The sequence below is a fragment of the Pseudomonas medicaginis genome (assembly GCF_965119365.1).
GTDB lineage: Bacteria > Pseudomonadota > Gammaproteobacteria > Pseudomonadales > Pseudomonadaceae > Aquipseudomonas.
Genome location: NZ_OZ221631.1, coordinates 6,774,632 through 6,798,046 on the forward strand (window position 1 = coordinate 6,774,632; position 23,415 = coordinate 6,798,046).

Annotated in this window: 22 protein-coding genes; 9 read left to right on the forward strand and 13 right to left on the reverse strand. The window is 62.0% G+C overall.

What is annotated here, in order from left to right; translation table 11 throughout:
- Positions 1–20: 20 nt before the first annotated feature.
- The 7 genes from pqqF to ACMTA2_RS29985 all read left to right on the forward strand — a co-directional run bounded on the left by pqqF (position 21) and on the right by ACMTA2_RS29985 (position 7,831).
- Positions 21–2,453, forward strand: coding sequence for a pyrroloquinoline quinone biosynthesis protein PqqF (gene pqqF / locus ACMTA2_RS29955; RefSeq protein ID WP_413792946.1), 2,433 nt, complete (start codon positions 21–23; stop codon positions 2,451–2,453).
- 157 nt (positions 2,454–2,610) lie between these two features.
- Positions 2,611–2,685, forward strand: coding sequence for a pyrroloquinoline quinone precursor peptide PqqA (gene pqqA / locus ACMTA2_RS29960; RefSeq protein WP_003177660.1), 75 nt, complete (start codon positions 2,611–2,613; stop codon positions 2,683–2,685).
- Positions 2,686–2,765: 80 nt separating this feature from the next.
- Positions 2,766–3,677, forward strand: coding sequence for a pyrroloquinoline quinone biosynthesis protein PqqB (pqqB, locus tag ACMTA2_RS29965; RefSeq protein WP_413792947.1), 912 nt, complete (start codon positions 2,766–2,768; stop codon positions 3,675–3,677).
- A gap of 211 nt (positions 3,678–3,888) precedes the next feature.
- Positions 3,889–4,641 carry a pyrroloquinoline-quinone synthase PqqC gene (pqqC, locus tag ACMTA2_RS29970; protein ID WP_413792948.1) on the forward strand — a complete coding sequence of 251 codons (753 nt, stop codon included), beginning with the start codon at positions 3,889–3,891 and terminating at the stop codon, positions 4,639–4,641.
- Complete coding sequence (gene pqqD / locus ACMTA2_RS29975; RefSeq protein ID WP_122566667.1) at positions 4,638–4,913, forward strand: pyrroloquinoline quinone biosynthesis peptide chaperone PqqD; 276 nt, start codon at positions 4,638–4,640, stop codon at positions 4,911–4,913. The genes pqqC and pqqD overlap by 4 nt, the downstream gene beginning before the upstream one ends.
- Positions 4,906–6,036 carry a pyrroloquinoline quinone biosynthesis protein PqqE gene (pqqE, locus tag ACMTA2_RS29980; protein WP_413792949.1) on the forward strand — a complete coding sequence of 377 codons (1,131 nt, stop codon included), beginning with the start codon at positions 4,906–4,908 and terminating at the stop codon, positions 6,034–6,036. The genes pqqD and pqqE overlap by 8 nt, the downstream gene beginning before the upstream one ends.
- Entirely contained in the window at positions 6,002–7,831 is a 1,830-nt protein-coding gene (locus tag ACMTA2_RS29985; protein WP_413792950.1) for a S9 family peptidase, read from the forward strand. Before pqqE ends, ACMTA2_RS29985 begins: the two co-directional genes overlap by 35 nt.
- 29 nt (positions 7,832–7,860) lie before the next feature.
- Here ACMTA2_RS29985 and ACMTA2_RS29990 read toward each other — a convergent pair whose 3' ends face one another.
- The 6 genes from ACMTA2_RS29990 to ACMTA2_RS30015 form a co-directional block, all read right to left on the reverse strand.
- Positions 7,861–8,019 carry a YqaE/Pmp3 family membrane protein gene (locus ACMTA2_RS29990; RefSeq protein ID WP_038436734.1) on the reverse strand — a complete coding sequence of 53 codons (159 nt, stop codon included), beginning with the start codon at positions 8,017–8,019 and terminating at the stop codon, positions 7,861–7,863.
- 348 nt (positions 8,020–8,367) lie between these two features.
- Positions 8,368–10,146: an acyl-CoA dehydrogenase C-terminal domain-containing protein gene (locus ACMTA2_RS29995; RefSeq protein WP_413792951.1), complete on the reverse strand. Its 1,779-nt coding sequence runs from the start codon at positions 10,144–10,146 to the stop codon at positions 8,368–8,370.
- A gap of 246 nt (positions 10,147–10,392) precedes the next feature.
- The gene (locus tag ACMTA2_RS30000) at positions 10,393–12,189 is read right to left on the reverse strand and encodes an acyl-CoA dehydrogenase C-terminal domain-containing protein (protein WP_413792952.1); all 1,797 of its coding nucleotides are present in this window, start codon (positions 12,187–12,189) and stop codon (positions 10,393–10,395) included.
- Between the two features lie 91 nt (positions 12,190–12,280).
- Positions 12,281–13,570 (reverse strand): GGDEF domain-containing protein, encoded by a 1,290-nt coding sequence (locus ACMTA2_RS30005; RefSeq protein ID WP_413792953.1) that lies wholly within the window; start codon positions 13,568–13,570, stop codon positions 12,281–12,283.
- Positions 13,571–13,749: 179 nt separating this feature from the next.
- A complete protein-coding gene (locus tag ACMTA2_RS30010; RefSeq protein ID WP_413792954.1) occupies positions 13,750–14,226 on the reverse strand; it encodes a DoxX family protein in 477 nt (158 codons plus the stop codon).
- A gap of 136 nt (positions 14,227–14,362) precedes the next feature.
- Positions 14,363–14,854 carry a DUF1097 domain-containing protein gene (locus ACMTA2_RS30015; protein WP_413792955.1) on the reverse strand — a complete coding sequence of 164 codons (492 nt, stop codon included), beginning with the start codon at positions 14,852–14,854 and terminating at the stop codon, positions 14,363–14,365.
- 298 nt (positions 14,855–15,152) lie between these two features.
- On the opposite strand from ACMTA2_RS30015, the gene ACMTA2_RS30020 reads away from it, so the two are divergent.
- On the forward strand, positions 15,153–15,293 hold the full coding sequence (locus ACMTA2_RS30020) for a hypothetical protein (RefSeq protein ID WP_413792956.1): 141 nt from the start codon (positions 15,153–15,155) through the stop codon (positions 15,291–15,293).
- Positions 15,294–15,464: 171 nt separating this feature from the next.
- On the opposite strand, the gene ACMTA2_RS30025 is transcribed toward ACMTA2_RS30020, so the two are convergent.
- From ACMTA2_RS30025 to bioB, 7 genes are all read right to left on the reverse strand, one after another.
- Positions 15,465–17,270: a phenylacyl-CoA dehydrogenase gene (locus ACMTA2_RS30025; RefSeq protein WP_003206230.1), complete on the reverse strand. Its 1,806-nt coding sequence runs from the start codon at positions 17,268–17,270 to the stop codon at positions 15,465–15,467.
- Between the two features lie 276 nt (positions 17,271–17,546).
- The gene (locus ACMTA2_RS30030) at positions 17,547–17,843 is read right to left on the reverse strand and encodes a pyrroloquinoline quinone biosynthesis protein PqqE (protein ID WP_413792957.1); all 297 of its coding nucleotides are present in this window, start codon (positions 17,841–17,843) and stop codon (positions 17,547–17,549) included.
- Between the two features lie 119 nt (positions 17,844–17,962).
- Entirely contained in the window at positions 17,963–18,643 is a 681-nt protein-coding gene (bioD, locus tag ACMTA2_RS30035; RefSeq protein ID WP_413792958.1) for a dethiobiotin synthase, read from the reverse strand.
- Entirely contained in the window at positions 18,640–19,452 is an 813-nt protein-coding gene (bioC, locus tag ACMTA2_RS30040; protein ID WP_413792959.1) for a malonyl-ACP O-methyltransferase BioC, read from the reverse strand. Before bioC ends, bioD begins: the two co-directional genes overlap by 4 nt.
- On the reverse strand, positions 19,445–20,176 hold the full coding sequence (locus ACMTA2_RS30045) for an alpha/beta fold hydrolase (protein ID WP_413792960.1): 732 nt from the start codon (positions 20,174–20,176) through the stop codon (positions 19,445–19,447). The genes bioC and ACMTA2_RS30045 overlap by 8 nt, the downstream gene beginning before the upstream one ends.
- Complete coding sequence (gene bioF, locus ACMTA2_RS30050) at positions 20,169–21,347, reverse strand: 8-amino-7-oxononanoate synthase (RefSeq protein ID WP_413792961.1); 1,179 nt, start codon at positions 21,345–21,347, stop codon at positions 20,169–20,171. The genes ACMTA2_RS30045 and bioF overlap by 8 nt, the downstream gene beginning before the upstream one ends.
- Before the next feature lie 160 nt (positions 21,348–21,507).
- Positions 21,508–22,563 carry a biotin synthase BioB gene (bioB, locus tag ACMTA2_RS30055; protein WP_014340550.1) on the reverse strand — a complete coding sequence of 352 codons (1,056 nt, stop codon included), beginning with the start codon at positions 22,561–22,563 and terminating at the stop codon, positions 21,508–21,510.
- 90 nt (positions 22,564–22,653) lie between these two features.
- Between bioB and ACMTA2_RS30060 the strand changes: the two genes are divergently transcribed.
- Positions 22,654–23,394, forward strand: coding sequence for a double zinc ribbon domain-containing protein (locus tag ACMTA2_RS30060; protein ID WP_413792962.1), 741 nt, complete (start codon positions 22,654–22,656; stop codon positions 23,392–23,394).
- Positions 23,395–23,415 lie beyond the last annotated feature (21 nt).

Here is a 23,415-nt window from a genome sequence, read left to right on the forward strand (position 1 = left end):
TCTTTGTTCTGGAAGCGCTCATGCCGGCCCCCGACTCCCTCCGCCCCCACACTGAAACCCTGGCCAACGGCTTGCGGGTGACATTGCGTCACGTCCCAGGCCTCAAGCGCAGCGCTGCAGTACTGCGAGTCGCGGCTGGCAGCCATGACGCGCCCCTGGCCTGGCCGGGATTGGCGCACTTGCTCGAGCATCTGTTCTTCCTCGGCACCGAGCGTTTTCCCGCTGGGGAGAACCTGATGGCCTACGTGCAGCGCCATGGCGGCCAGGTCAATGCACGCACCAGCGAACGCACCACGGATTTTTTCTTCGAATTGCCACCCGCAACCTTCGCCGACGGACTGGAACGGCTGGGGGACATGCTCACTCACCCACGCCTGGATGAGGCCGATCAATTGCGCGAACGGGAAGTGCTGCACGCCGAGTTCATCGCCTGGTCCCAGGATGCTGCAGCCCAGCGGCAGCTTGCCTTGCATGACGGCCTGTCGGCGACCCATCCGCTGCGGGGTTTTCATGCCGGCAATCGCGACAGCCTCGCGGTGGCGCAAACCGAATTCCAAAACGCATTGCACGACTTCTATCGCCGCTTTTACCGGAGCGGCCAGATGACCCTGAGCCTGGCCGGCCCGCAAAGCATCGACGCCTTGAAAGCGCTGGCTGAACAGTTCGACAGCCACATACCTGCCGGCGAAGCGCTTGCCAGGCAAGCGCCACCCAGTTTGATGGCATCGTCCCCGACGAGTTATCAACAGGTCCGCGAGGGTTGCCTTGATCTGCTGTTCGCCTTCGAAGACTTGCCTAGCGCCTCGCCTCAAGCCCTGGATTTTCTGTGTATGTGGCTGAACTCCAGCAAACCGGGCGGCTTGCTCGCCACGTTGCGTCAACGCGGCCTGGCTGACAGCCTCAAGGCCACCGCGCTGTATGAATTTTCCGAACAGGCGCTGCTGCACATCGAATTCAAGCACCGCAACGCTGAGGCAGCGGCGCACATCCAGCCGTTGCTGCACGACTGGCTGGGCTTCTTTGCTGCCCAGGACGACTGGGTGCCGTTGCGCCAGGAGTTCACTGCACTGTTGCAGCGTCGGCAGGAGACAGGATCAGCCTTGCAGCTGGCCCGCTGGGACGGGGAAGGGCGTGACGCACCGCTGCTGGCAAACGACCTCGTGAGGCTCAGGGAAACCCTCAAGCAACTGCACCCCGCCGATAGCGTCGTGGAGCAATGGCACCTGCCCACGCCCAACCCGTTCCTGCAAACGCCAAGCGAAGCGCCTCGCGCCGGCCTGATACGCGGCCAGACCAGCGCCCACCGTGGCTTGCGAACCTTCGCCCAGGACCGCTCCCGGGGCAGGCGGGAGCGCTCGCCCATGCAGTTCAGCCAGGCGCTGCCAGACAACGGTCGTGAAAGCGCGGTGTACCTGCGCTGGCAACTGACGACCCAGGCACCGCTCGACTTCCAATCCAGGCTCGATCGACACGTGGAGGATGTCCGCGAAGAGGCTCGGCAGGCCGGCGTGGACGTCAGTTTCGAACCGTCCGGCCAACAATGCCTGCTGAAACTGGTCGGCTTGCAGGCACCGATGCCGCTGGTGCTCGAACACGTTCTGGCGACGCTTGCTCAACCGCTGCCAGAGGCCCAGGCCGGCGGCGACACTCCGCCGATGCCGATTCGACATTTGTTGAAAGCGCTGCCGAATCATGGCCGGCCCTCGTCAGCGTTGCCAGTGCCCGAACGTGATCAATCCGTGTGGACAACGGCTCGATGGGACGGGCTGTCCATCGGTCTGTCGGCCGCCACCCAAGGGGCGCTGGGCCCGGTGTTGGCCCGTGTGCCGGGCATTGCCGGCGAAGACGTCAACCTGACGACGATGCCGCGCGGGCAACGCATCTGGCATAGGCTCCAGACCCACGGTGAAGAAGCAGCCGTGTTGCTGTTTTGCCCCACGCCCACCCTGGCAATGGCCGATGAAGCCGCCTGGCGCTGGCTGGCACAGCTGTGCCAGACGCCGTTCTACCAGCGCCTGCGCGTTGAGTTGCAGTTGGGTTATGCCGTGTTCAGCGGCTTGAAGCAGATCGATGGGCAAACCGGGTTGTTATTCGGCGTCCAGTCCCCCAGCCTTTCGGCGGCACAACTGATCGCCCACATCGAAGCGTTCCTGGCCGGGTTACCGGCGCTGATCCAGCAGCTCGATGCGACCTTCCTGACCGAGCAGCAGCGGGCGCTCGCCGCCCAACTCCAGAGCTGCGCCCTGCCTTGCGCCCAGGCCGCCGAACTGCTCTGGCAGGCCAAGCTGGCCGGACGCCCGTCGGATTACCTTGAGCAACTACCCGAGGCCGTCCTGCAGCTGGATCGCCCACAACTACAAGCCGCCGCCCAGGGTTTGATCGATGCCGAGGGAGGATGGTGTTGCCTGAGCAACGGCGCCTGTCCGCCAGAACACTGGCAGGCGGCGCCGTGATCATTGCAGCCGCTGCAATGAGCTTTCTTCGAGAATCGCGGCGAACGAATTTGTCAGATTTAGTAACATAGGCGCCTAAGCATCTGAACATCTCCGAACGGAGGTGGACTATATGTATAGGTCTCAACCGTCGCACCCCAACCAAAGGAGTATTCCCATGTCCTGGTCCAAACCCGCATATATCGACCTGCGTATCGGCTTCGAAGTCACCATGTACTTCGCCAGCCGCTGATTGCCGCAGGCGCTTAAGCACGCAGCACTACGCCTCGGCCAGCCGAGGCGTTTTTATTTCGGTTTGCAGATGGAGCAGCCATGTTCGTCCAGATTCTAGGTTCTGCCGCCGGTGGCGGTTTCCCCCAGTGGAACTGCAACTGCGCCAACTGCGCAGGTTTTCGCAACGGCAGCCTGCGGGCCCAGGCGCGTACCCAGTCGTCCATCGCAATCTCCGATGATGGGGTGAACTGGGTGCTGTGCAATGCCTCCCCGGACATTCGCGCCCAGCTCCAGGGGTTTGCCCCGATGCAGCCAGGCCGGGCCCTGCGCGACACCGGCATTGGCGCGATCATCCTGATGGACAGCCAGATCGACCACACCACCGGCCTGCTCAGCCTGCGCGAAGGCTGCCCGCATCAAGTCTGGTGCACCGACATGGTCCACGAGGACCTGAGCACCGGTTTTCCGCTGTTCAACATGCTGACCCATTGGAACGGTGGGCTGAGCTGGAACCGCATCGAGCTCGACCAGAGCTTCACCATTGCGGCCTGCCCGAACCTGCGCTTCACCCCACTGCCCTTGCGCAGTGCCGCGCCACCCTATTCACCGCACCGCTTCGACCCGCACCCGGGGGACAACATCGGGCTGATCGTCGAAGACCTGCGCACCGGTGGCAAGCTGTTCTACGCTCCAGGCTTGGGCAGTGTCGACGAGCCTTTGCTGGAGATCATGGCCGGCAGCGATTGCCTGCTGGTGGACGGCACGATGTGGGACGACGATGAAATGCAGCGCCGTGGCGTCGGCACCCGTACCGGCCGGGAAATGGGCCACCTGGCCCAGAACGGTCCCGGCGGCATGCTCGAAGTGCTGGAGCAACTGCCCGTGCAGCGCAAGGTTCTTATCCATATCAACAACACCAACCCGATCCTGGATGAAGATTCGCCCGAGCGGGCCGAGCTTGTACGCCGAAAGATTGAAGTGTCTTACGACGGAATGAGTATTGAGTTGTAGGAAGGTCGGAACGATTGTGGGGCGAAGTTGTGGTGTGTCGGCCAGGCATGATCCAGCTGGACCGGCCCCATCGCGAGCAAGCTCGCTCCCACACTGGTTTTGCTGTGAATCAGATATCCAATGCAACTCGAACTACTGTGGGAGCGAGCTTGCTCGCGATGGGGCCAGCCCTGACGCCACAGAACCCACGGGCATTTCCCGGAGAACCGAAATGACTGACACCCCCCTGTCCCCCGCCGAGTTCGAAGCGGCCCTGCGTGCCAAGGGCGCGTATTACCACATCCATCACCCCTACCACGTGGCGATGTATGAAGGCCGTGCCACTCGCGAGCAGATCCAGGGTTGGGTCGCGAACCGCTTTTACTACCAGGTGAACATTCCGCTCAAGGACGCCGCGATCCTGGCCAACTGCCCTGATCGGGAAATCCGCCGCGAGTGGATCCAGCGCCTGCTCGACCACGACGGCGCGCCCGGTGAAGACGGTGGTATCGAGGCCTGGTTGCGACTGGGCCAGGCGGTGGGCCTGGACCCCGATCAACTGCGCTCCCAGGAATTGGTGCTGCCGGGAGTGCGCTTCGCGGTGGACGCCTATGTCAACTTCGCCCGCCGGGCCAGTTGGCAGGAAGCTGCCAGCAGCTCGTTGACCGAACTGTTCGCCCCGCAGATCCACCAATCGCGCCTGGACAGTTGGCCCCAGCACTACCCGTGGATCGATCCGACCGGCTACGAGTATTTCCGCACCCGCCTGGGCCAGGCCCGACGTGATGTGGAACATGGCCTGGCGATCACCTTGCAGCACTACACCACCCGCGAAGGCCAGGAACGCATGCTGGAGATTCTCCAGTTCAAACTGGACATCCTCTGGAGCATGCTCGACGCCATGAGCATGGCCTACGAATTAAACCGCCCGCCGTATCACACCGTGACCGACCAACGGGTTTGGCACAAAGGAATTACCTTATGAGTTTCGATCGCAGCCAAACCCCGCGCTGGCGCCCCGGCTATCGTTTCCAGTACGAACCGGCCCAGAAAGGCCACGTGCTGCTCTATCCTGAAGGCATGATCAAGCTCAACGACAGCGCTGCGCTGATCGGTGGCCTGATCGATGGTGAACGGGATGTCGCGGCCATCATCGACGCGTTGGCGAAGCAGTTCCCCGACGTGCCGGAACTCGGTGACGACATCGAGCAATTCATGGAGGTCGCCCGTGCACAGCACTGGATCGAACTTGCCTGACCAGCCAGCGATCGGTTTGCCGCTATGGTTGCTGGCGGAGCTGACCTATCGTTGCCCGCTGCAATGCCCGTACTGCTCCAACCCGCTGGACTTCGCCGAACAAGGCAAGGAGCTGAGCACCGAGCAATGGTTCAAGGTCTTTCGCGAAGCCCGGGAGATGGGTGCCGCGCAGCTGGGCTTTTCCGGCGGCGAGCCGTTGGTGCGCCAGGACCTGGCCGAGTTGATCGGCGAGGCGCGCAGGCTGGGGTTCTATACCAACCTGATCACCTCCGGCATCGGCTTGACCGAGCAGAAAATCAGCGACTTCAAGAAGGCCGGCCTGGACCATATCCAGATCAGTTTCCAGGCCAGCGACGAGCAGGTGAACAACCTCCTAGCCGGCTCGAAGAAAGCCTTCGCGCAAAAACTGGAGATGGCCCGGGCGGTGAAGGCCCACGGCTATCCGATGGTGCTGAACTTCGTCACCCATCGGCACAACATCGACAAGATCGACCGCATCATCGAGCTGTGCATCGCCCTGGAAGCCGACTTCGTCGAACTCGCCACCTGCCAGTTCTACGGCTGGGCGCAGCTCAACCGCGTCGGCCTGTTGCCAACCCGGGAGCAACTGGTGCGCGCCGAACGTGTCACCAACGAATACCGCGCCAAGCTGGAAGCGCAAGGCAATCCCTGCAAGCTGATCTTCGTCACGCCGGACTATTACGAAGAACGCCCCAAGGGCTGCATGAACGGCTGGGGCAGCATTTTCCTCACCGTCACGCCGGACGGCACGGCATTGCCCTGTCACGGTGCCCGGCAACTGCCGGTGCAATTTCCCAACGTGCGCGACCACAGCATGCAGCACATCTGGTACGACTCGTTCGGCTTCAACCGCTTTCGCGGTTATGACTGGATGCCCGAACCGTGTCGCTCCTGCGATGAAAAGGAAAAGGACTTCGGCGGCTGCCGCTGCCAGGCGTTCATGCTCACCGGCGACGCCAGCAATGCCGACCCGGTGTGCAGCAAGTCCGAACATCACGGGATAATCCTGCAGGCTCGCGAAGACGCCGAGCACGCCATGCAAACCATTGAACAGTTGGCTTTTCGCAATGAACGAAACTCACGCCTCATCGCTAAAGGCTGAGCCTTTCAGCGCCGCCCAGGCGGTTGCCGCCGGCACCGACTTCGCCGAACTGCAGGTTGGGCCTTTGGGCCTGTTCTGGAATGAATACCGCCCCGCGGACGGCGCCTGCCGGATCTGGCATTGGCAAGACGACAAGGCCCACTGCCTGACGCCGGACGGGTTCAGCGCGCGCAGCCGGGTTTATGAATACGGCGGCGGGGCGTTCTGCTTGAGCCATGACGGCGTGCTGTTCGTCAATGAGACCGACCAGCAGCTGTACCACCAATCCCTGAGCGGCGGCGGGCCCGTGGCGCTGACTTTCGGGGAGTGTCGCTACGGGGATCTTGGCTTCGCCGGCGGCCAGGTGCTGGCGGTGGAAGAGCAGGCCAACCAGCATCGCCTGGTATCGATCGGGTTGGCGGATCATCAACGACATCTGCTGGCCGAAGGCGCCGATTTCTATGCCTCGCCGACCCTGAGCCCGGACGGCCAGCGGCTCGCCTGGGTTGAGTGGAGCCGCCCGCATCAACCCTGGACAGCAACGCGGTTGATGTTGGCCGAACGCAATGCTTCGGGTTGGGGCGAGCCACGCTGTGTGGCTGGCGACGGCGAGGACGCGTCCATCCAGCAACCGCGCTTCGACGCGTCCGGTCGCCTTTATTGCCTGAGTGATCGCGGTGGTTATTGGCAGCCCTGGAGGGCCTCGGCCCAAGGCCTGGTACCGCTGCCTGCCGCCGAAGCCGATCATGCCCCTGCACCATGGCAGTTGGGGGGCTGTACCTGGCTGCCGTTGGGTGAATACACGTACCTGGCGAGTTGGACCGAAGCGGGCTTCGGCCGTCTGGGCCTGTGTCGCGATGACGGGGCCCTTGAGGACTTTACCGGCACCTACACCCGCTTTCGCAGCCTGGCGCTGGATGAGCGGTTCATCTACGCCATTGCCGCCTCGCCGACCCGCCCATCGGCGGTCATTGCCATCGAGCGGCATAGTCATGAAGTGGCCGTGCTGGCCGGCGGCGTCGCGCCATTGCCCGTCGAACAGATCAGCCGTCCTCGAACCCTGCGCTATCCATCCGGATCAGGCGAGGCCCACGGGTTCTTTTACCCGGCCATGAATGAACAAGCGAAGCCGCCCCTGGTGGTGTTCATTCACGGCGGCCCCACCTCGGCCTGTTACCCTCTGTTCGATCCGCGTATCCAATATTGGACCCAGCGTGGCTTTGCCGTTGCCGATCTCAATTACCGCGGCAGCAGCGGCTACGGCCGGGCCTATCGGCAGGCGTTGCACTTGAGTTGGGGCGTGGTGGATGTCGAGGATGCCTGCGCGGTGGTCGCCTACCTGGATGAGCAAGGCCTGGTCGACGGCCGTCATGCGTTCATTCGAGGTGGCAGTGCCGGTGGCTACACGACCCTCTGTGCGTTGGCGTTCCATGCTGTATTCCGTGCCGGCGCCAGCCTCTATGGCGTCAGCGACCCTGTCGCCCTCAGCCGTGCCACGCACAAGTTCGAAGGTGACTATCTGGACTGGCTGATCGGCGACCCGCGACAGGACGTCGAACGCTACCGCGCCCGCACCCCGTTGCTGCACGCCGGGAGCATTCGCGTGCCGGTGATCTTTTTCCAGGGTGAGCTGGACGCCGTGGTGGTGCCGCAGCAAACCCGCGACATGGTCAGGGCCTTACAGGCCAACGGCGTCGCGGTCGAGGCGCACTACTATCCGGATGAGCGTCATGGCTTTCGCAAGGCTGCGAACCAGGCGCATGCGCTGGAACATGAATGGTTGTTCTATCGCAAGGTGATGGATGCGCACCTATAGGAAGTGGCGAACACCTGGCAACAGAACCTTCAGCGCTTGGCGATGATGTACACCGCGTGCACGATGCCCGGAATATAACCCAGTAGTGTCAGCAGAATGTTCAGCCAGAAAGCCCCGCCAAAACCCACCTGCAAAAACACACCCAATGGCGGCAACAGGATGGCGATGATGATTCGAATGATATCCATGGATGACTCCCTGATTGGCGATGGCTACGTTGCCATACAGCTCATTGACCCCCGACCGCTCGTCAGGGTTCAGTGAGAATACTCAGGAAATGCGGCCCGAATGGCCAAACCCGCGCAACGACAAAAAACGCAGGCAAAAGAAAACCCCGCCGAAGCGGGGCTTTGCAGACTGTTTCCCTGACATCCATTTCACTCCGCCGTCCTGGCAGAATCCTACGTGTCCGTGTTGTTGCCTTTGCGCGTCCTGCGCTACGTCCATGGAAGCTAGATTAGTCCTGGATCCAATTTGCCGATAGAGGGAAAACACCGGCACGACGTGTAAGCAAATGCTTACACATCATCATGGTTTCAGAACTGACCGGCCTCCAGCAGGAACAGCGACTCGCTGCCCGCCTTGACCGAAGCGCTCAAGGAATGGATACGCGGCAGCAGGCGGGCGAAATAGAACCGCGCCGTTCCCAGCTTGCTCGCGTAGAAATCTTCCTGGTTTTCCTTGCCCAAGGCCGCCCTGGCCATTAGAGCCCACATGTAGGCGTACGCGGTGTAGCCGAACGCCTGGAGATACTCCACCGACGCCGCGCCGATTTCGTTCGGGTTGCTCTTGGCCCGATCCAGCAGCCAGGCAGTCAATTCGTCCAGCGTGTCGACTGCGCTGTTCAACGGCTTGATGAACTCTTCCAGGTCGCTGCTCGCGGTGGCGGTGAAATGGCGGATTTCATCAGCGAACAAATGGTAGAACGCCCCGCCGCTGCCGACGATCTTGCGCCCGACCAGATCCAGCGCCTGGATGCCGTTGGTGCCTTCGTAGATCTGGGTGATGCGCACGTCACGTACCAGTTGTTCCTGGCCCCATTCGCGAATGTAGCCATGGCCGCCGAACACCTGTTGGCCATGGACCGTGGTTTCCAGGCCCAGGTCGGTCAGGAAAGCCTTGGCCACCGGGGTCAACAACGCCACCAAGTCCTCGGCGCGCTTGCGGGTGACCGGATCTTCGCTGAACTTGGCAGTGTCCAGTTGCATCGCCACGTAGGTGGAAAATGCCCGGCCCCCCTCGTTCGAGGCCTTCATGGTCAGCAGCATACGGCGCACGTCGGGGTGGACGATGATCGGGTCAGCGACCTTGTCCTTGTTCTGCGCACCGGTGGGCGAACGGCTTTGCAGGCGATCACGGGCGTATTCGACGGCGTTCTGGTAGGAACGCTCGCCGGAAGCCAGGCCTTGGATGCCAACGCCCAGACGCTCGTAGTTCATCATGGTGAACATGGCCGCCAGGCCTTTGTTCGGCTCACCCACCAGGTAACCCACGGCTTCGTCGAAGTTCATCACGCAAGTGGCGGATGCCTGGATCCCCATCTTGTGTTCGATCGACCCACAGTTGGCCGCGTTGCGCGCGCCCAGGCTGCCGTCGGCATTGACCATGAACTTGGGCACCAGGAACAGCGAGATGCCCTTGGGACCTGCCGGTGCATCTGGCAGTTTCGCCAGCACCAGGTGAATGATGTTCTCGGTGAGATCGTGCTCGCCACCGGTGATGAATATCTTCGTGCCGCTGACCTTGTAGGAACCGTCGGCCTGAGGTTCGGCCTTGGTGCGGATGATCCCCAGGTCCGTGCCGGCATGCGGTTCGGTCAGGCACATGGAGCCGGCCCAGACGCCGGCGTACATGTTCGGCAGGTACGCCGCCTTCAGTTCTTCGCTGGCATGGGCATTGATCGACAGGCAAGCACCAGCGGTCAGCATCGGGTACAGGCCGAAGGACAGGCTGGCGGAGTTGACCATTTCCTCGACCTGGGCCGAAACGGCCTTGGGCATGCCCATGCCGCCGTACACCGGATCACCACCGACACCGACCCAACCGCCTTCAGCGTAAGTCTTGTAGGCCTGTGGAAAACCTGCCGGCGTGGTGACGGCACCGTCCGCCCAGCGGCAACCTTCTTCGTCAGCGGCGCGGCTGAGGGGGGCGATACTTTTGCTGGTGACTTTGCCGGCTTCCTCGAGGATCGCTTCGACCGTTTCAGCGTCCACGGTGTCGGCCAACACCGGCAATTGGGCCCAGAGTTTCGCCACCTCGAACACTTCATTGAGGACGAAGCGCATATCGCGCAGGGGCGCTTTGTAGTCAGCCATGGCAAACCTCGCAGGATCTAAACAAATGGTTCGTAAAAGACGGTTTTCGCAATGGCCTGAGTGTACCTCAACAACTTTTGCGACACATAGGGTCAACCAGTGACTGTTTTGTTATTTTTAGTCACGCGCAAGGTTGTAGAGATTCATCGTGGCGAGGGCGCTTGCTCCCGCTTGAGTGCGCAGCACTCATAAAAAGAGGGCTGCTATGCAGCTCAGCGGGAGCAAACTCCCTCGCCACGGGTTCAGTCAGAGGGCAAACGACTCTGCCGGCAGGCTCATCAAACAGTCGCTCCCAGCCTCGACCGCAGCCCGATGGGCGGTCGTACGCGGCAGCAGGCGCTTGAAGTAAAACTCGCACGTTGCCAATTTGGCCCGGCAGAAATCGCCATCCCCTGTACCCGTGTCGAGTTGCGCCTGGGCCACCAAGGCCATGCGCAACCACAGGTAGGCCAGGATGATGTAGCCGCTGTACATCAAATAATCCACGGAGGCGGCGCCCACTTCATTCGGGTTCTTCATGGCGGCCATGACGACTCGGGTGGTCAGTTCACCCCACTGCTGGTTGAGCCCGTCGAGTTGCGCGACGTACTCCTTGAGCTGCGGATGTTGAGCGTTGGCGGCGCAGAACTTATGGACGATCCTGGTAAAGCCACGCAGCAACTTGCCCTGGCTGCCCAGCACCTTGCGCCCCAGCAAGTCCAAGGCCTGGATGCCATTGGTGCCCTCGTAGATCGGCGCGATGCGGCAGTCGCGCACCAACTGCTCCATGCCCCACTCGCGAATGAAGCCGTGGCCGCCGAACACTTGCATGCCTTGGTTGGTCACCTCCAGCCCGGTGTCGGTCATGAAAGCCTTGCAGATCGGGGTGAGGAACGCCAGCAGGTCCTCGGCCTCCTGGCGGGCGCTTTCGTCCGGGCTCAGGTGCGCGGTATCGAGCAGTTGGGCGGTGAAATACGTCAGCGCCCGGTTGCCTTCGTTGAAGGCCTTCATGGTCAGCAACATCCTGCGCACATCGGGATGGACGATGATCGGGTCGGCGACTTTTTCCGGCGCCTTGGGGCCGGTCAGCGCGCGCATCTGCAAACGGTCGTTGGCGTATTTGATCGCGCCCTGGAAGCTCGCCTCCCCCAGGCACAGGCCCTGCATACCGGTACCCAGGCGAGCGTGGTTCATCATGGTGAACATGCAGTTGAGGCCCTTGTTCGGCTCACCGATCAGGAACCCCCTGGCCCCATCGAAATTCAGCACGCAAGTGGCCGAGGCCTTGATGCCCATCTTGTGTTCGATCGAACCACAGGAAACGCCGTTGCGCTCCCCGGCCTCACCTGTGGCGTCGGGCAGAAACTTGGGCACGATGAATAGCGAGATGCCCTTGGTCCCGGCGGGGGCGTCTGGCAGCTTGGCCAATACCAGGTGGATGATGTTGTCGCTCATGTCGTGTTCGCCGGCGGAAATGAAGATCTTGCTGCCGGAGATCGCGTAGCTGCCGTCGGCCTGGGGCACGGCACGGGTCTTGATGATGCCCAGGTCGGTGCCGCAGTGGGCTTCGGTCAGGCACATGGTGCCGGTCCATTGGCCGGCGGTGAGTTTGCTCAGGTAGGTCTGTTTCTGTTCAGCGCTGCCGTGGGCGTGAATCGCCGACATGGCGCCGTGAGTCAGGCCCGGGTACATGCCCCAGGAGGTATTGCTGGAGCCGATCATCTCGCTGATGACCAGGCCCAGGGAGCTGGGCAAGCCTTGGCCGCCGTACGTCGGGTCCGCCGCCAGCCCATGCCAGCCGCCCTCCACGTACTGTGCAAAAGCCTGCTTGAAACCTGCGGGCGTGGTCACTACGCCGTTGTCGAAATGACAACCCTCTTCGTCACCGGAGCGATTGAGCGGCGCCAACACGTTCTCACAGAACCTGGCGCCCTCCTCGAGGATCGCGCCGACCATGTCCGGGCTGGCATCGCCGGCACCCAGTTCGGCATAACGGCCGTGGAAATCGAAAACGTGATCGATCAAAAAGCGCATGTCGCGCAGGGGGGCTTTGTACTCGGGCATGGTGGTTTTCTCCGGTAGCAGATCGTTTCAACCTACTGCCGGCCACCGTGGCCCACAATCACAGTCCAGACGCTGAATGCGCCGTCATCACTCAACCGGCGGCGGCCTCCATGCGCACCGCGCCACGGCGGCTCTGGCCGAAGGCAACCACACAGTTACGCCCCGCGCCCTTGGCGTTATACAGCGCCTGGTCGGCGGACTTGAGCACTTCTTCAGGCGTGCGTTGCTCGAGGCGTTCCGCGACGCCGATGCTGACCGTCACCGAGACGCTGGACGCACCGGCGCCGGAGCGACGCTGGCGGCCTTGTTGGTCGTCCTGGGGACGGCTGTCAGGGTTGCGCAGTTGGATGGCGTACGTCTCGATGGACTGGCGGATGACTTCCAGGTGGGGCATGCACTCGTCGATGGTCTTGCCAGCGAACACCAGGGCAAATTCCTCACCGCCGTAGCGATAAGCCCTGCCGCCACCGCCGATCTTCGACAGTTTGCTGGCGACCAGGCGCAGCACCTGATCGCCCACGTCGTGGCCGTGGGTGTCGTTGAATTTCTTGAAATGGTCCACATCGCTCATCGCCAACACATAGTTGCGCCCCAGGCGCTGCATGCGTTCGTTCAGTGCACGACGGCCCGGCAGGCCGGTGAGCTCGTCACGGAAGGCCATTTGATAGGCCTCGTGGGCAACCGCCGCTGCGATCATCAACATCACCTGGCTGCACATGATGTTCAGGGTGAACGGCAGGATAAACGTCTTGGGCAGCATCCAGAACAACCCGAGCAAACCCACCAGTTGCGCCGCGTGCAGGGGTCGGGGGTTGCGCCAATATTGCCAGGCCAGCAGCAGGAACGCGGCGGCGAACATCGGGTAGGACAATTGGATCAGGCTCATCCAGGCGCCGTGCAAGGCGGGCCAACGGATCTCCGAGAGCCACAACAGCAAGGCCTGGGGGAAACTCTGCTCCAGGGCCAAGGCCACGCTGCCGAAGACCAGCAACACCGCGAACCGCGCCACCATGTCCTGGAACAGGTGGGTGCGCTCCTGCCACGCCGCGAACAACCCGAACAGCAGCGGCAGCAACAGGCAGACGAGGTGAAACACCACCGCAGCGTCTTCGCGCACCTTGCCGTTGTCGCGATAGAAATCGGTCTGGGTGTCCAGGAGAAAGTAGGCGATGTACACCGTGACCATCAGGAACAGCTCGCGCTGGCGCCGATAGACCGCGCAGTACGCCCCGCCCAACAGCAGCACCAACGTTGGAAGAACATTGAACAGCGAGGTGAAGAAAACGTTTAGATCCTTGACGTAGGCAGCCGCAAGCCCCGCCAGCAACAGCAGCAATGACGGTAGGAAATGGCTTAAACGTACAGCGGAAGAACGCGGCAAGGGTAAAACTCCGACCCGGCTGATGAAAGATGGCATTGTGCCTGCGATTGGAACCGTAAGGCACGCGAGATGTGACAGATGTCACACTGCCATCCCTGTAGCGGCAGGGCCAGAGGTTTTCTTAGGGCTCGACGGAGCAATTGTTGTTACAGGATCCTCACGCAAGCACCTGCGCCTCTTCAGATGGAAAACCCGAGCTTGCGATCCACCGCAAAGTGGCCGCTACCGCGCACGGCAATATAGAGCGCAAGAAATCCCATCAACACGGGAAACTCGATGCCGCGATCAATCCAGGGCCAAGTGGGGCCAAGCGCGTAGCTGATACCTACCATTTGCACCGCCATCATGAACGCGACCGGGCGCGCCCACAGACCGACAGCCAGCATGACCGCGCCGACCGTTTCAAGAAGCATGATCAGAAATGCCCATTGCGCGGCGAACGGCAAGCCCATGACGTTCTGGATCAGATTGATGGAGCCCGCCATGGGGTCCGCCATGGAGCCATGGGATATCCCCAAGGCTTTTGGAAGACCGTGGGTGAACATGACAATGCCGAACGCACACCGCAGCACTGCATACAAAACGGGCTCCGCGCGGGTGTAAAGCCCGTCCAGCGCAGGAAACAGCAGGCGCTCTTGAGAGCGGGTGGTTTTCATGGAAGTAGTTCCGGATTTACTGTGTGAGGTTTCCATCTTGTAGTCCTTTTGTGGATGCGTGGGCGCAAGAAGGTTTTCGGGGCCACCCGCTGGCGTGGCCCGCGCTTGCTGGCGCGATGAGCTGCACTTCTTCGCGTCAATGACCAGCGCTCTGGCGAATCCGCTTTTGCAGAGAATGAGCCAGCAGGGCCGCTGTCGCTCCCAGCGTCCCGGCCAGGGCCAGCACCCCGAAGGTCGTGAGCGACGGGGGTTGGTGCGAAGCGAAATACGCCACCAGACCCAGAAAGAAACCGAGCAGGTTGTTGAACACCGGCGCCTTGGCCAAAGACAGCGCAATGACCGTAATGGCGAACACCACTGCACTGATGGCATAGCTGCCCAGAACGGGCGTCAGGGCAGCCATGGCGTGGGCCGCACCGATACCCAGAATGACGCCAATCAGCACGCAGGCCAGGTTGATCGTCCCCTGCTTGAGGTTGAGGCCGCGGGTAAAGAATGAAATCCACCCGACAAACATGGCCCACACCGGAACCTCCAGCGCCATCACGCTCAGGGTGGCGGCTGATGACGCAATGACCGACTCACCCACCACCACCTTCAGATGAGTGAGGAATGCGTTATTGGCCATGACTCACCTCCCGGATCACAGGTAAGCGCCGTGACCTCAAGAGACTAGACAGGGTGCTATGACCCAGTAAGCGGCCGCCAACGGCGATCAGGCACCAGGCCGCAAGAGTGGTGTTCACTTTCATGGGCAATTCCTCTTCGGTACGTGCGATAAAGCTGGTTTCACGGGACCGGCACCGGCCGAGCCCACAGGGCGCGAGGGTTGTCAGCCCACAACGCCATGATGTCGATTGACCGCCTGTGAATAAACGGGATGAAATTGACTTATCCATTCCAAAAATCACAACAAATGGGCCCCTATGGACCGTTTCGACGCGTTGCAGGGACAGGTGACGGCATTTGAAGTACGAGGCTGGATTTCGGTCAGTGACGCAGAGCGCTACGCCAGCGCCGCACTCGCCGGCTGCGGGACGGCCTGTCAGTTCGCGCTACCCGTTTGATCGCAAGCTTTCCCCAGGATGCGGGTGTTCATCGATTGGGTTCGCGACGTGTACAGGGAGAAATTCGGTGATTTGAGGCCTGCTGGCGCTTGAGGCGAGCATTTGTCGCCGGCAAAAAAAAACCGCTGCTCCCGAAGAAGCAGCGGCTTTTTTCAAAGAACTGCGTGAGGCTTAGTAACCCAGCGCGAAGTCCTCTTCTTTCATGTCCATCAGGTTATTGGCGCCCGACAGCATGGTTGCCACGTGGGTACGGGTACGCGGCAGGATGCGCTGGAAGTAGAAACGCGCAGTCTGCAGCTTGGCGGTGTAGAAGGCTTCTTCGGTGGTGCCGGCTGCGAGTTTTTCCGCCGCCAGGCGCGCCATGTCAGCCCAGAAATAGGCCAGGCAGGCGTAACCGGAGTACATCAGGTAGTCCACCGATGCCGCGCCCACTTCTTCGCGATCCTTCATGGCCGCCATGCCGACCTTCATGGTCAGCTCGCCCCATTCCTTGTTCAGCGCAGCCAGGGGCTCGACGAACTCCTTGACCGCTTCGTTGCCTTCGTTGCCCTGGCAGAACTTGTGGACGATCTTGGTGAAGCCCTTCAGTGCCTCGCCTTGAGTCATCAGCACCTTACGGCCCAGCAGGTCGAGGGCCTGGATGCCAGTGGTGCCTTCGTACAGCATCGAGATGCGGCTGTCGCGAACGTTCTGCTCCATGCCCCACTCGGCGATGAAGCCGTGGCCACCGTAGATCTGCACGCCATGGTTGGCCGATTCGAAACCGACTTCGGTCATGAAGGCCTTGGCGATAGGCGTCATGAACGCCAGCAACGCATCGGCCTTTTTCTTCTCTTCTTCGTCCACGCCGTACTTGACGATGTCGACCTGCTTGGCGGTGAAGTACACCATCGCCCGGTTACCTTCGGCGAAGGCCTTCATGGTCAGCAGCATGCGACGCACATCCGGGTGCACGATGATCGGGTCGGCGGCCTTATCCGGCGCTTTCGGGCCAGTCAGGGAACGCATTTGCAGGCGATCACGGGCATATTTCAGACCGCCCTGGAAACCGATTTCGGCGTGGGCCAGGCCTTGCAGCGCAGTGCCCAGGCGAGCCGTGTTCATGAAGGTGAACATGCAGTTCAGGCCTTTGTTCGCCGGGCCGATCAGGTAACCGGTGGCCGCGTCGAAGTTCATCACGCAAGTGGCGTTGCCGTGGATGCCCATCTTGTGTTCCAGGGAACCGCAGCTCACCGCGTTGCGCTGGCCGATGGAGCCGTCGGCGTTAGGCAGGAATTTTGGAACGATAAACAGCGAAATGCCCTTGGTGCCAGCCGGTGCGTCCGGCAGGCGTGCCAGCACGATGTGGACGATGTTGTCGGCCATGTCGTGTTCGCCAGCCGAAATGAAGATCTTCGTACCGGAAACCTTGTAGGAACCGTCGGCCTGAGGCTCGGCCTTGGTGCGCAGCATGCCCAGGTCGGTGCCACAGTGCGGTTCGGTCAGGCACATGGTGCCGGTCCATTCGCCGGAAACCAGCTTGGTCAGGTAAGCCTCTTGCTGTTCGGGCGTACCGTGCTCGGAAATCGTGTTCATGGCGCCATGGGACAGGCCCGGGTACATGCCCCACGACCAGTTGGCCTCACCGACCATCTCACTGACCGCCAGGCCCAGGGATTCCGGCAGGCCTTGGCCGCCATGCTCGACGTCGTGGGCCAGGCTCGGCCAGCCGCCTTCGACGAATTGCTTGTAGGCTTCCTTGAAGCCGGTCGGGGTCTTCACGCCGGACTCGCTCCAGGTGCAACCTTCGATGTCACCCACGCGGTTCAGCGGAGCCAGTACCTGCTCACAAAACTTGGCGCCTTCTTCGAGAATGGCATCAACCATGTCCGGAGTTGCGTCCTGGCAAGCCGGAAGGCTCTGATAATGCGCTTCGTAGCCAAGCAGTTCGTCACGAACGAAGCGAATATCACGCAAGGGGGCCTTGTAGTCAGGCATAGCGATAAACCTCTGCTGATGTAACCGGGAATGAACGACCGCATGGATTTGTTGTAGCGGTCAAACAGTTGTTTGAAACATACGTTTACGCCCAAATCTTGTCAAGCGCCGATCTTTTGCCGTTCGTCATCAGCCGGAGAAAAATGTCGGACACGGGAAATCTATCGCACTGAAGTATCCCCAATGCGCGTAGGAAAAGATTAGTTGAGCAATAAGACGTTAGAGACAAAAACGCCGCGAATAATCGCGGCGTTCTGGCAAATCTGAAGAACAGGATCAGGCGAAGGTATCGATCAACGTACCGAGCATTTCGTCGGATGCCTTGGCGACATTGGCGCCCAATTGCACCTGGAACTTGCCCTGGGCCATGTCGACCATGTTGCTGGCCAGGTCCGACTGCTGGCTACGGTCCACCGATCGCAGGCGATCCACTTGGACTTCGGACGACTGGCTGGTGACCGAACGCTCGATCGTGTTGTTGGCGATCTGGCTGGAAGCCTGATCGACGCGGTTCTGCCCTGTCTGAATCGTGCTCAGACCGGCATAGAACGCGGTGTTTCCTGAGATTTCCATGGCAGAATTCGTCTTCGTGAAGGGTCGACAGTGGCCATTGAATCAGAAGCCCAGTGAAAAGGCCCGACAAAAACACTAATGGCACAGTGCCTTGCCATAGGTAAAACCTTGGCGTGAGGTCAGTCCAGCAGATCCAACTGCAGGTGTTCGGCCACGGCTTGGGCCGTCACGCTCTGGATCCGCGCCACTCGGCCCAGGCAGGGCGCCGGAAGTCGCTCGGCCAGGGTTGCCAGGTTTTCCTCCAGGCGCGAGGTGGCCGGGTCGATGATGTTCGCGACCCAACCGGCAAGCTGCAAGCCATCGCGGGCAATAGCCTCCGCGGTCAACAATGCGTGACTGATGCAGCCCAGGCGCACGCCCACCACCAGGATCACCGGCAAGCCCAGCGCTATCGCCAGGTCGGAGAGATTGTCCTGCCCAGCCAGCGGCACGCGCCAACCGCCCGCGCCTTCGATCAAGGTAAAGTCGGCACCCAGCGCCAGCACTTCGCGCATGGGCCCCAGTAGCGACTGCACCGTCAACGCAACGCCCGCCTCCCGGGCGGCCAAGTGCGGCGCTATTGCCGGCTCGAACGCCACCGGATTGACCTGTGCATAAGTCAACGGCAACGAGCATTCGGCCAGCAGTGCCAACGCATCGGCATTGCGCAGGCCCTTGGGCGTCACGTCACAGCCAGAGGCCACGGGTTTCCCGGCAGCCGTGCTCATGCCAGCCTGTCGCGCAGCATGCAGCAGACCCGCCGCAACGGTGGTCTTGCCTACATCGGTGTCGGTGCCGGTGATGAAATAGGCTTGGCTCATAGCGGTTTCTCCAGAACGGCGTAGACCACCTGGTAAGTCGCCGGCAGTCCCTGGGCCTGACGAAACTGCTCATAGGCTTCAACCAGCGCAAGAATCCGCGCCCTGCCCGTCAAGCCGCCAGGGCGCCCAGGGTTCAGATTGTGGGCGCCCAACGCTTTCAATTCATGGGTCAGGCTGCGCACATCAGGGTAATGCAACACATGAGGACGGTTTTCAAGACTGACGACCTTCAGTCCGCTGGCCGCGCAAAGGTGCTGATACGTCTCGAACCCACGGAAACGATTGACGTGCACCCAGCCATCCACCTGACGCCAACTGTCGCGCAACTCGTACAAAGTACCCACGCAGAGGCTGGTAAAGGCCAGCACCCCGCCCGGCTTCAATACTCGATGAGCCTCCCTCAGCACCGCGGCAAAATCCGCACACCATTGCACCGCCAGGCTGGAGAACACCAGGTCGCAGCTCGCCGCGTGCAAAGGCAGACGCTCAGCATCACCGGCGACAAAATACGCGGCGCCACCTTGGGGACGCGCATGGTTGAGCATGCCTTCGGCGATATCCAATGCCAAGCCTGTGCGCTCGCCGAAACGCGCGCCCAGGGCCCGCGTGAAATAACCGGTACCGCAACCCAGGTCCAACCAACGTCGCGACATGAACGAGGTCGGCAAGCGGTCGAGCAATTGTTGACCGACGTCGCGCTGCAGCTCGGCCACACTGTCATAGCTGGTTGCCGCCCGGGAAAACGAAGCCGCGACCTGGCGCTTGTCGGGCAAGGCACCGGGCAATGGGGGAAGAGACAAATCAGTCATCACCGGACTCATGCAAAAAAGCCTGGATCGCCCCCGCTACACCGTGCGGGTCCTCCAGAAGAAATCCGTGGCCGGCCTGTTCGATCAGACCGATTTCGACATCCGGCAGCAGCGCGAGCAATTCACCCGCCGCTTCGGCCGGTACCAGGGCGTCGAGCCCGGCAAACAGATGCAGTTGCGGCCCCCTAAACCCCTGCAACGCGGTACGTGTGTCCAATTGCGCCAGCAGTTCGAGCCCGGCCATCAGGGCTTCGGGCGACGTGCTGGGCGCTCCGGCCAACAGCAACCGCGACAACCCGCGCGGATCGCTGCCGCCCTGGGCGCACAGCAGGCTGAAACGCTTGAGGGTCTGACGTGGGTCGGCCGCACAGCCGGCGAGAAAGCCATCGAAGGTCTGGCCGTCCATCGCGCTCGGCCAGTGTTCATGGGCGACAAAGACCGGATTGCTTGCCAGGGTCAGCAAGCCGCAGCAACGCTCCCCTCGACGCGCCGCCAATGCCGAGGCCAGCATGCCACCCAGGGACCAGCCGCCCAGCCAGGCGTCCTGGGGCACGCTGGCATCCAACTCTTCGAGCCATTCATCGGGATCGCTCGACAGCAACGCCGGCAACGGTTCGATGTCCACCCGCAGGTGTTCGTCGAGCCCTTGCAAGGCCGCCGCCAGCGGTTCCAGCGGTGAAACGCCCAAGCCCCAACCGGGTAACAGAATCAGTCGATCACGCATGGCTTGGCTCCGGTTCCAACAGGGCAAAACACTCGGCCAGTGCATCCAACAATAGCTGCACCTGGGCCTCGCTGTGGGCAGCGGTCAACGTCACGCGCAAACGAGCGCTGCCGGCCGGCACGGTGGGTGGGCGGATCGCCGTGACCATCAGCCCGCGCTCGCGCAACATCTGCGACACGCGCATGGCACGCCCCGCATCGCCCACCAGGATCGGTTGGATCGGCGTGAAGCTGTCCATCAATTGCAGGCCGATCTGCTCGGCGCCCTGGCGGAACTGGCGGATCAGCACCTGCAGGTGTTCGCGTCGCCAATGCTCGCCGCGCAGCAGTTCAAGGCTCTTGAGCGTGGCGCAGGCCAGGGCCGGCGGTTGGCTGGTGGTGTAGATGTAGGGACGCGCGAACTGAATCAGGCTTTCGATCAGTTCCTCGCTACCGGCGACGAAGGCGCCGGCGGTGCCAAAGGCCTTGCCCAGGGTACCGACCAGCACCGGCACGTCATCCTGGCTCAAGCCGAAATGTTCGACGATACCGCCGCCCTGGGCTCCCAGCGGACCGAAGCCGTGGGCATCGTCGACCATCAGCCAGGCGCCCTTGGCCTTGGCTTCACGGGCCAGGGCCGGTAGGTCGGCAAGGTCGCCGTCCATGCTGAACACGCCATCGGTGACCACCAAGGTATTGCCGGTGGCTTTCTCCAGGCGGCTGGCCAGGCTTCGGGCATCGTTGTGCAGGTATCGGTTGAAACGTGCACCGGACAACAGCCCGGCGTCGAGCAGCGAAGCATGATTGAGGCGGTCTTCCAACACCGTATCGCCCTGCCCCACCAGCGCGGTGACGGCGCCGAGGTTGGCCATGTAGCCAGTGGTGAACAGCAACGCCCGCGGCCGCCCCGTCAGGTCGGCCAAGGCTTCTTCCAGGGCGTGATGCGGACCGCTGTGGCCGATCACCAAATGAGAGGCGCCTCCCCCCACCCCCCAACGGGCCGCCCCGGCGCGCCAGGCTTCGATCACTTGCGGGTGATTGGCCAGGCCCAGGTAATCGTTGTTGCAGAACGCCAGCAACGGCTGGCCGTCCACCACCACTTCCGGGCCCTGCGGGCTTTCGAGCAGTGGGCGCTGGCGATAGAGGTTGTCGGCACGACGTGCAGCCAGGCGTGCGGCGAGATCGAAGGGCATGCAGGCCTCAACTGTTTAAAGACTGGCCAAAGCCCTTGTGGGAGCGAGCTTGCTCGCGATAGCGGCGTGTCAGTCGACATAAATGTGAATGTTCCATCGCCATCGCGAGCAAGCTCGCTCCCACAGGGTCTTGCACTCCAATCCGGGTATCGGTGAGTGGTCAAACAGCGGCGTTATAGAACTGCTCGCTGCTCTTCTGTTCCACCAGCGCCTGTTCAATCGCCGCCTGATGCACTTCGTCGGCATGCTCTTCGCGGGCTTCGGGCTGGATGCCCAGGCGTGCGAACAGTTGCATGTCCTTGTCGGCTTGCGGGTTGGCGGTGGTCAACAGCTTGTCGCCGTAGAAAATCGAGTTGGCGCCGGCAAAAAAAGCCAGGGCCTGCATCTGCTCGTTCATCGCTTCACGGCCAGCGGACAGGCGCACATGGGACTGGGGCATCATGATCCGCGCCACGGCGAGCATGCGGATGAAATCGAACGGATCGATGTCTTCGGCATTCTCCAGCGGCGTGCCCGCGACCTTGACCAGCATGTTGATCGGCACCGACTCCGGATGCTCCGGCAGGTTCGCCAGTTGGATCAGCAGGTTGGCGCGGTCGTCCAGAGACTCGCCCATGCCCAGGATCCCGCCGGAGCAGATCTTCATCCCCGAATCACGCACATAGGCCAGGGTTTGCAGGCGCTCGCTGTAGGTGCGGGTGGTGATGATGCTGCCGTAGAACTCCGGCGAGGTATCGAGGTTATGGTTGTAGTAGTCCAGGCCGGCCTGGGCCAGCGCTTCGGTCTGCTCCTGGTCGAGGCGGCCCAGGGTCATGCAGGTTTCCAGGCCCATGGCCTTCACGCCCTTGACCATTTCCAGCACATACGGCATGTCCTTGGCCGATGGGTGCTTCCACGCCGCCCCCATGCAGAAACGGGTCGAACCGATGGCCTTGGCCCGCGCAGCCTCTTCGAGGACCTTCTGCACTTCCAGCAACTTCTCTTTGTCCAGCCCGGTGTTGTAGTGACCGGACTGCGGACAATATTTGCAATCTTCCGGGCAAGCGCCGGTCTTGATCGACAGCAACGTGGACACCTGGACCCGGTTGGCGTCGAAATGCGCGCGGTGCACGGTCTGCGCCTGGAACAACAGGTCATTGAATGGCTGGACAAAGAGTGCTTTGACTTCGGCCAAAGACCAGTCATGACGCAGGTTGGCAGTGGTGCTGGCGCTCATGGGCATTTCCTTGATTATGCTTGGCTGGCGCCTGGGACATGGAATACCCACAGGCGCGACACGGATGTTCGGCATATTTAAGGAAGAGTCATGCGCTGTCAACCACGATACAAAGGACCGGTTTACATCTGGTTAAAAAACGAACAAACCTGCCTGCTGTGCGGCGACGGCACCGATACGCCACAACCTATCTGCACCCCCTGCGAAAGCGAGCTGCCCTGGCTCGGCGATCACTGCAGCGTCTGCGCCCTGCCGCTGCCCATGGCCGGACTGCGTTGTGGCCAATGTGCCTCGCGGCCGCCGGCCTTCGAGCGAGTCCTGGCGCCTTGGGCCTACGACTTCCCGGTGGACAGCCTGATCACCCGCTTCAAGCATCAGGCGAAATGGCCCCTGGGGCGACTGTTGGGCGAACTGCTGGCGCAGTCGCTGCAACATCATTTCGACGAAGGGCTGGAACGGCCCGACGCACTGGTACCGGTGCCGCTGGCGACCCGGCGTCTGCGCCAGCGCGGCTTCAACCAGGCGCTGCTGCTGGCCCGCTGGCTCAGTGGGCCACTGGCGATTCCTTGCGAAGAACACCTGCTGCGACGCACCCAGGACACCCCCGCCCAACAGGCCCTCGACGCCAGGGCCCGGCGACGAAACCTGCGCCAGGCCTTTGCCCTCGCGCCCCAGGCAGCATTGCGCAACCGTCACCTGGCATTGGTCGACGACGTGCTCACCACCGGCGCCACCGCCCAGGCACTGGCCGCCCTGTTGCGCGATGCCGGCGCTGCGCGGGTCGATGTGTACTGCCTGGCCCGCACGCCGAAACCCGGTGAGTCGGCTTGACGTGCCGCGCCCAAGGCGCCA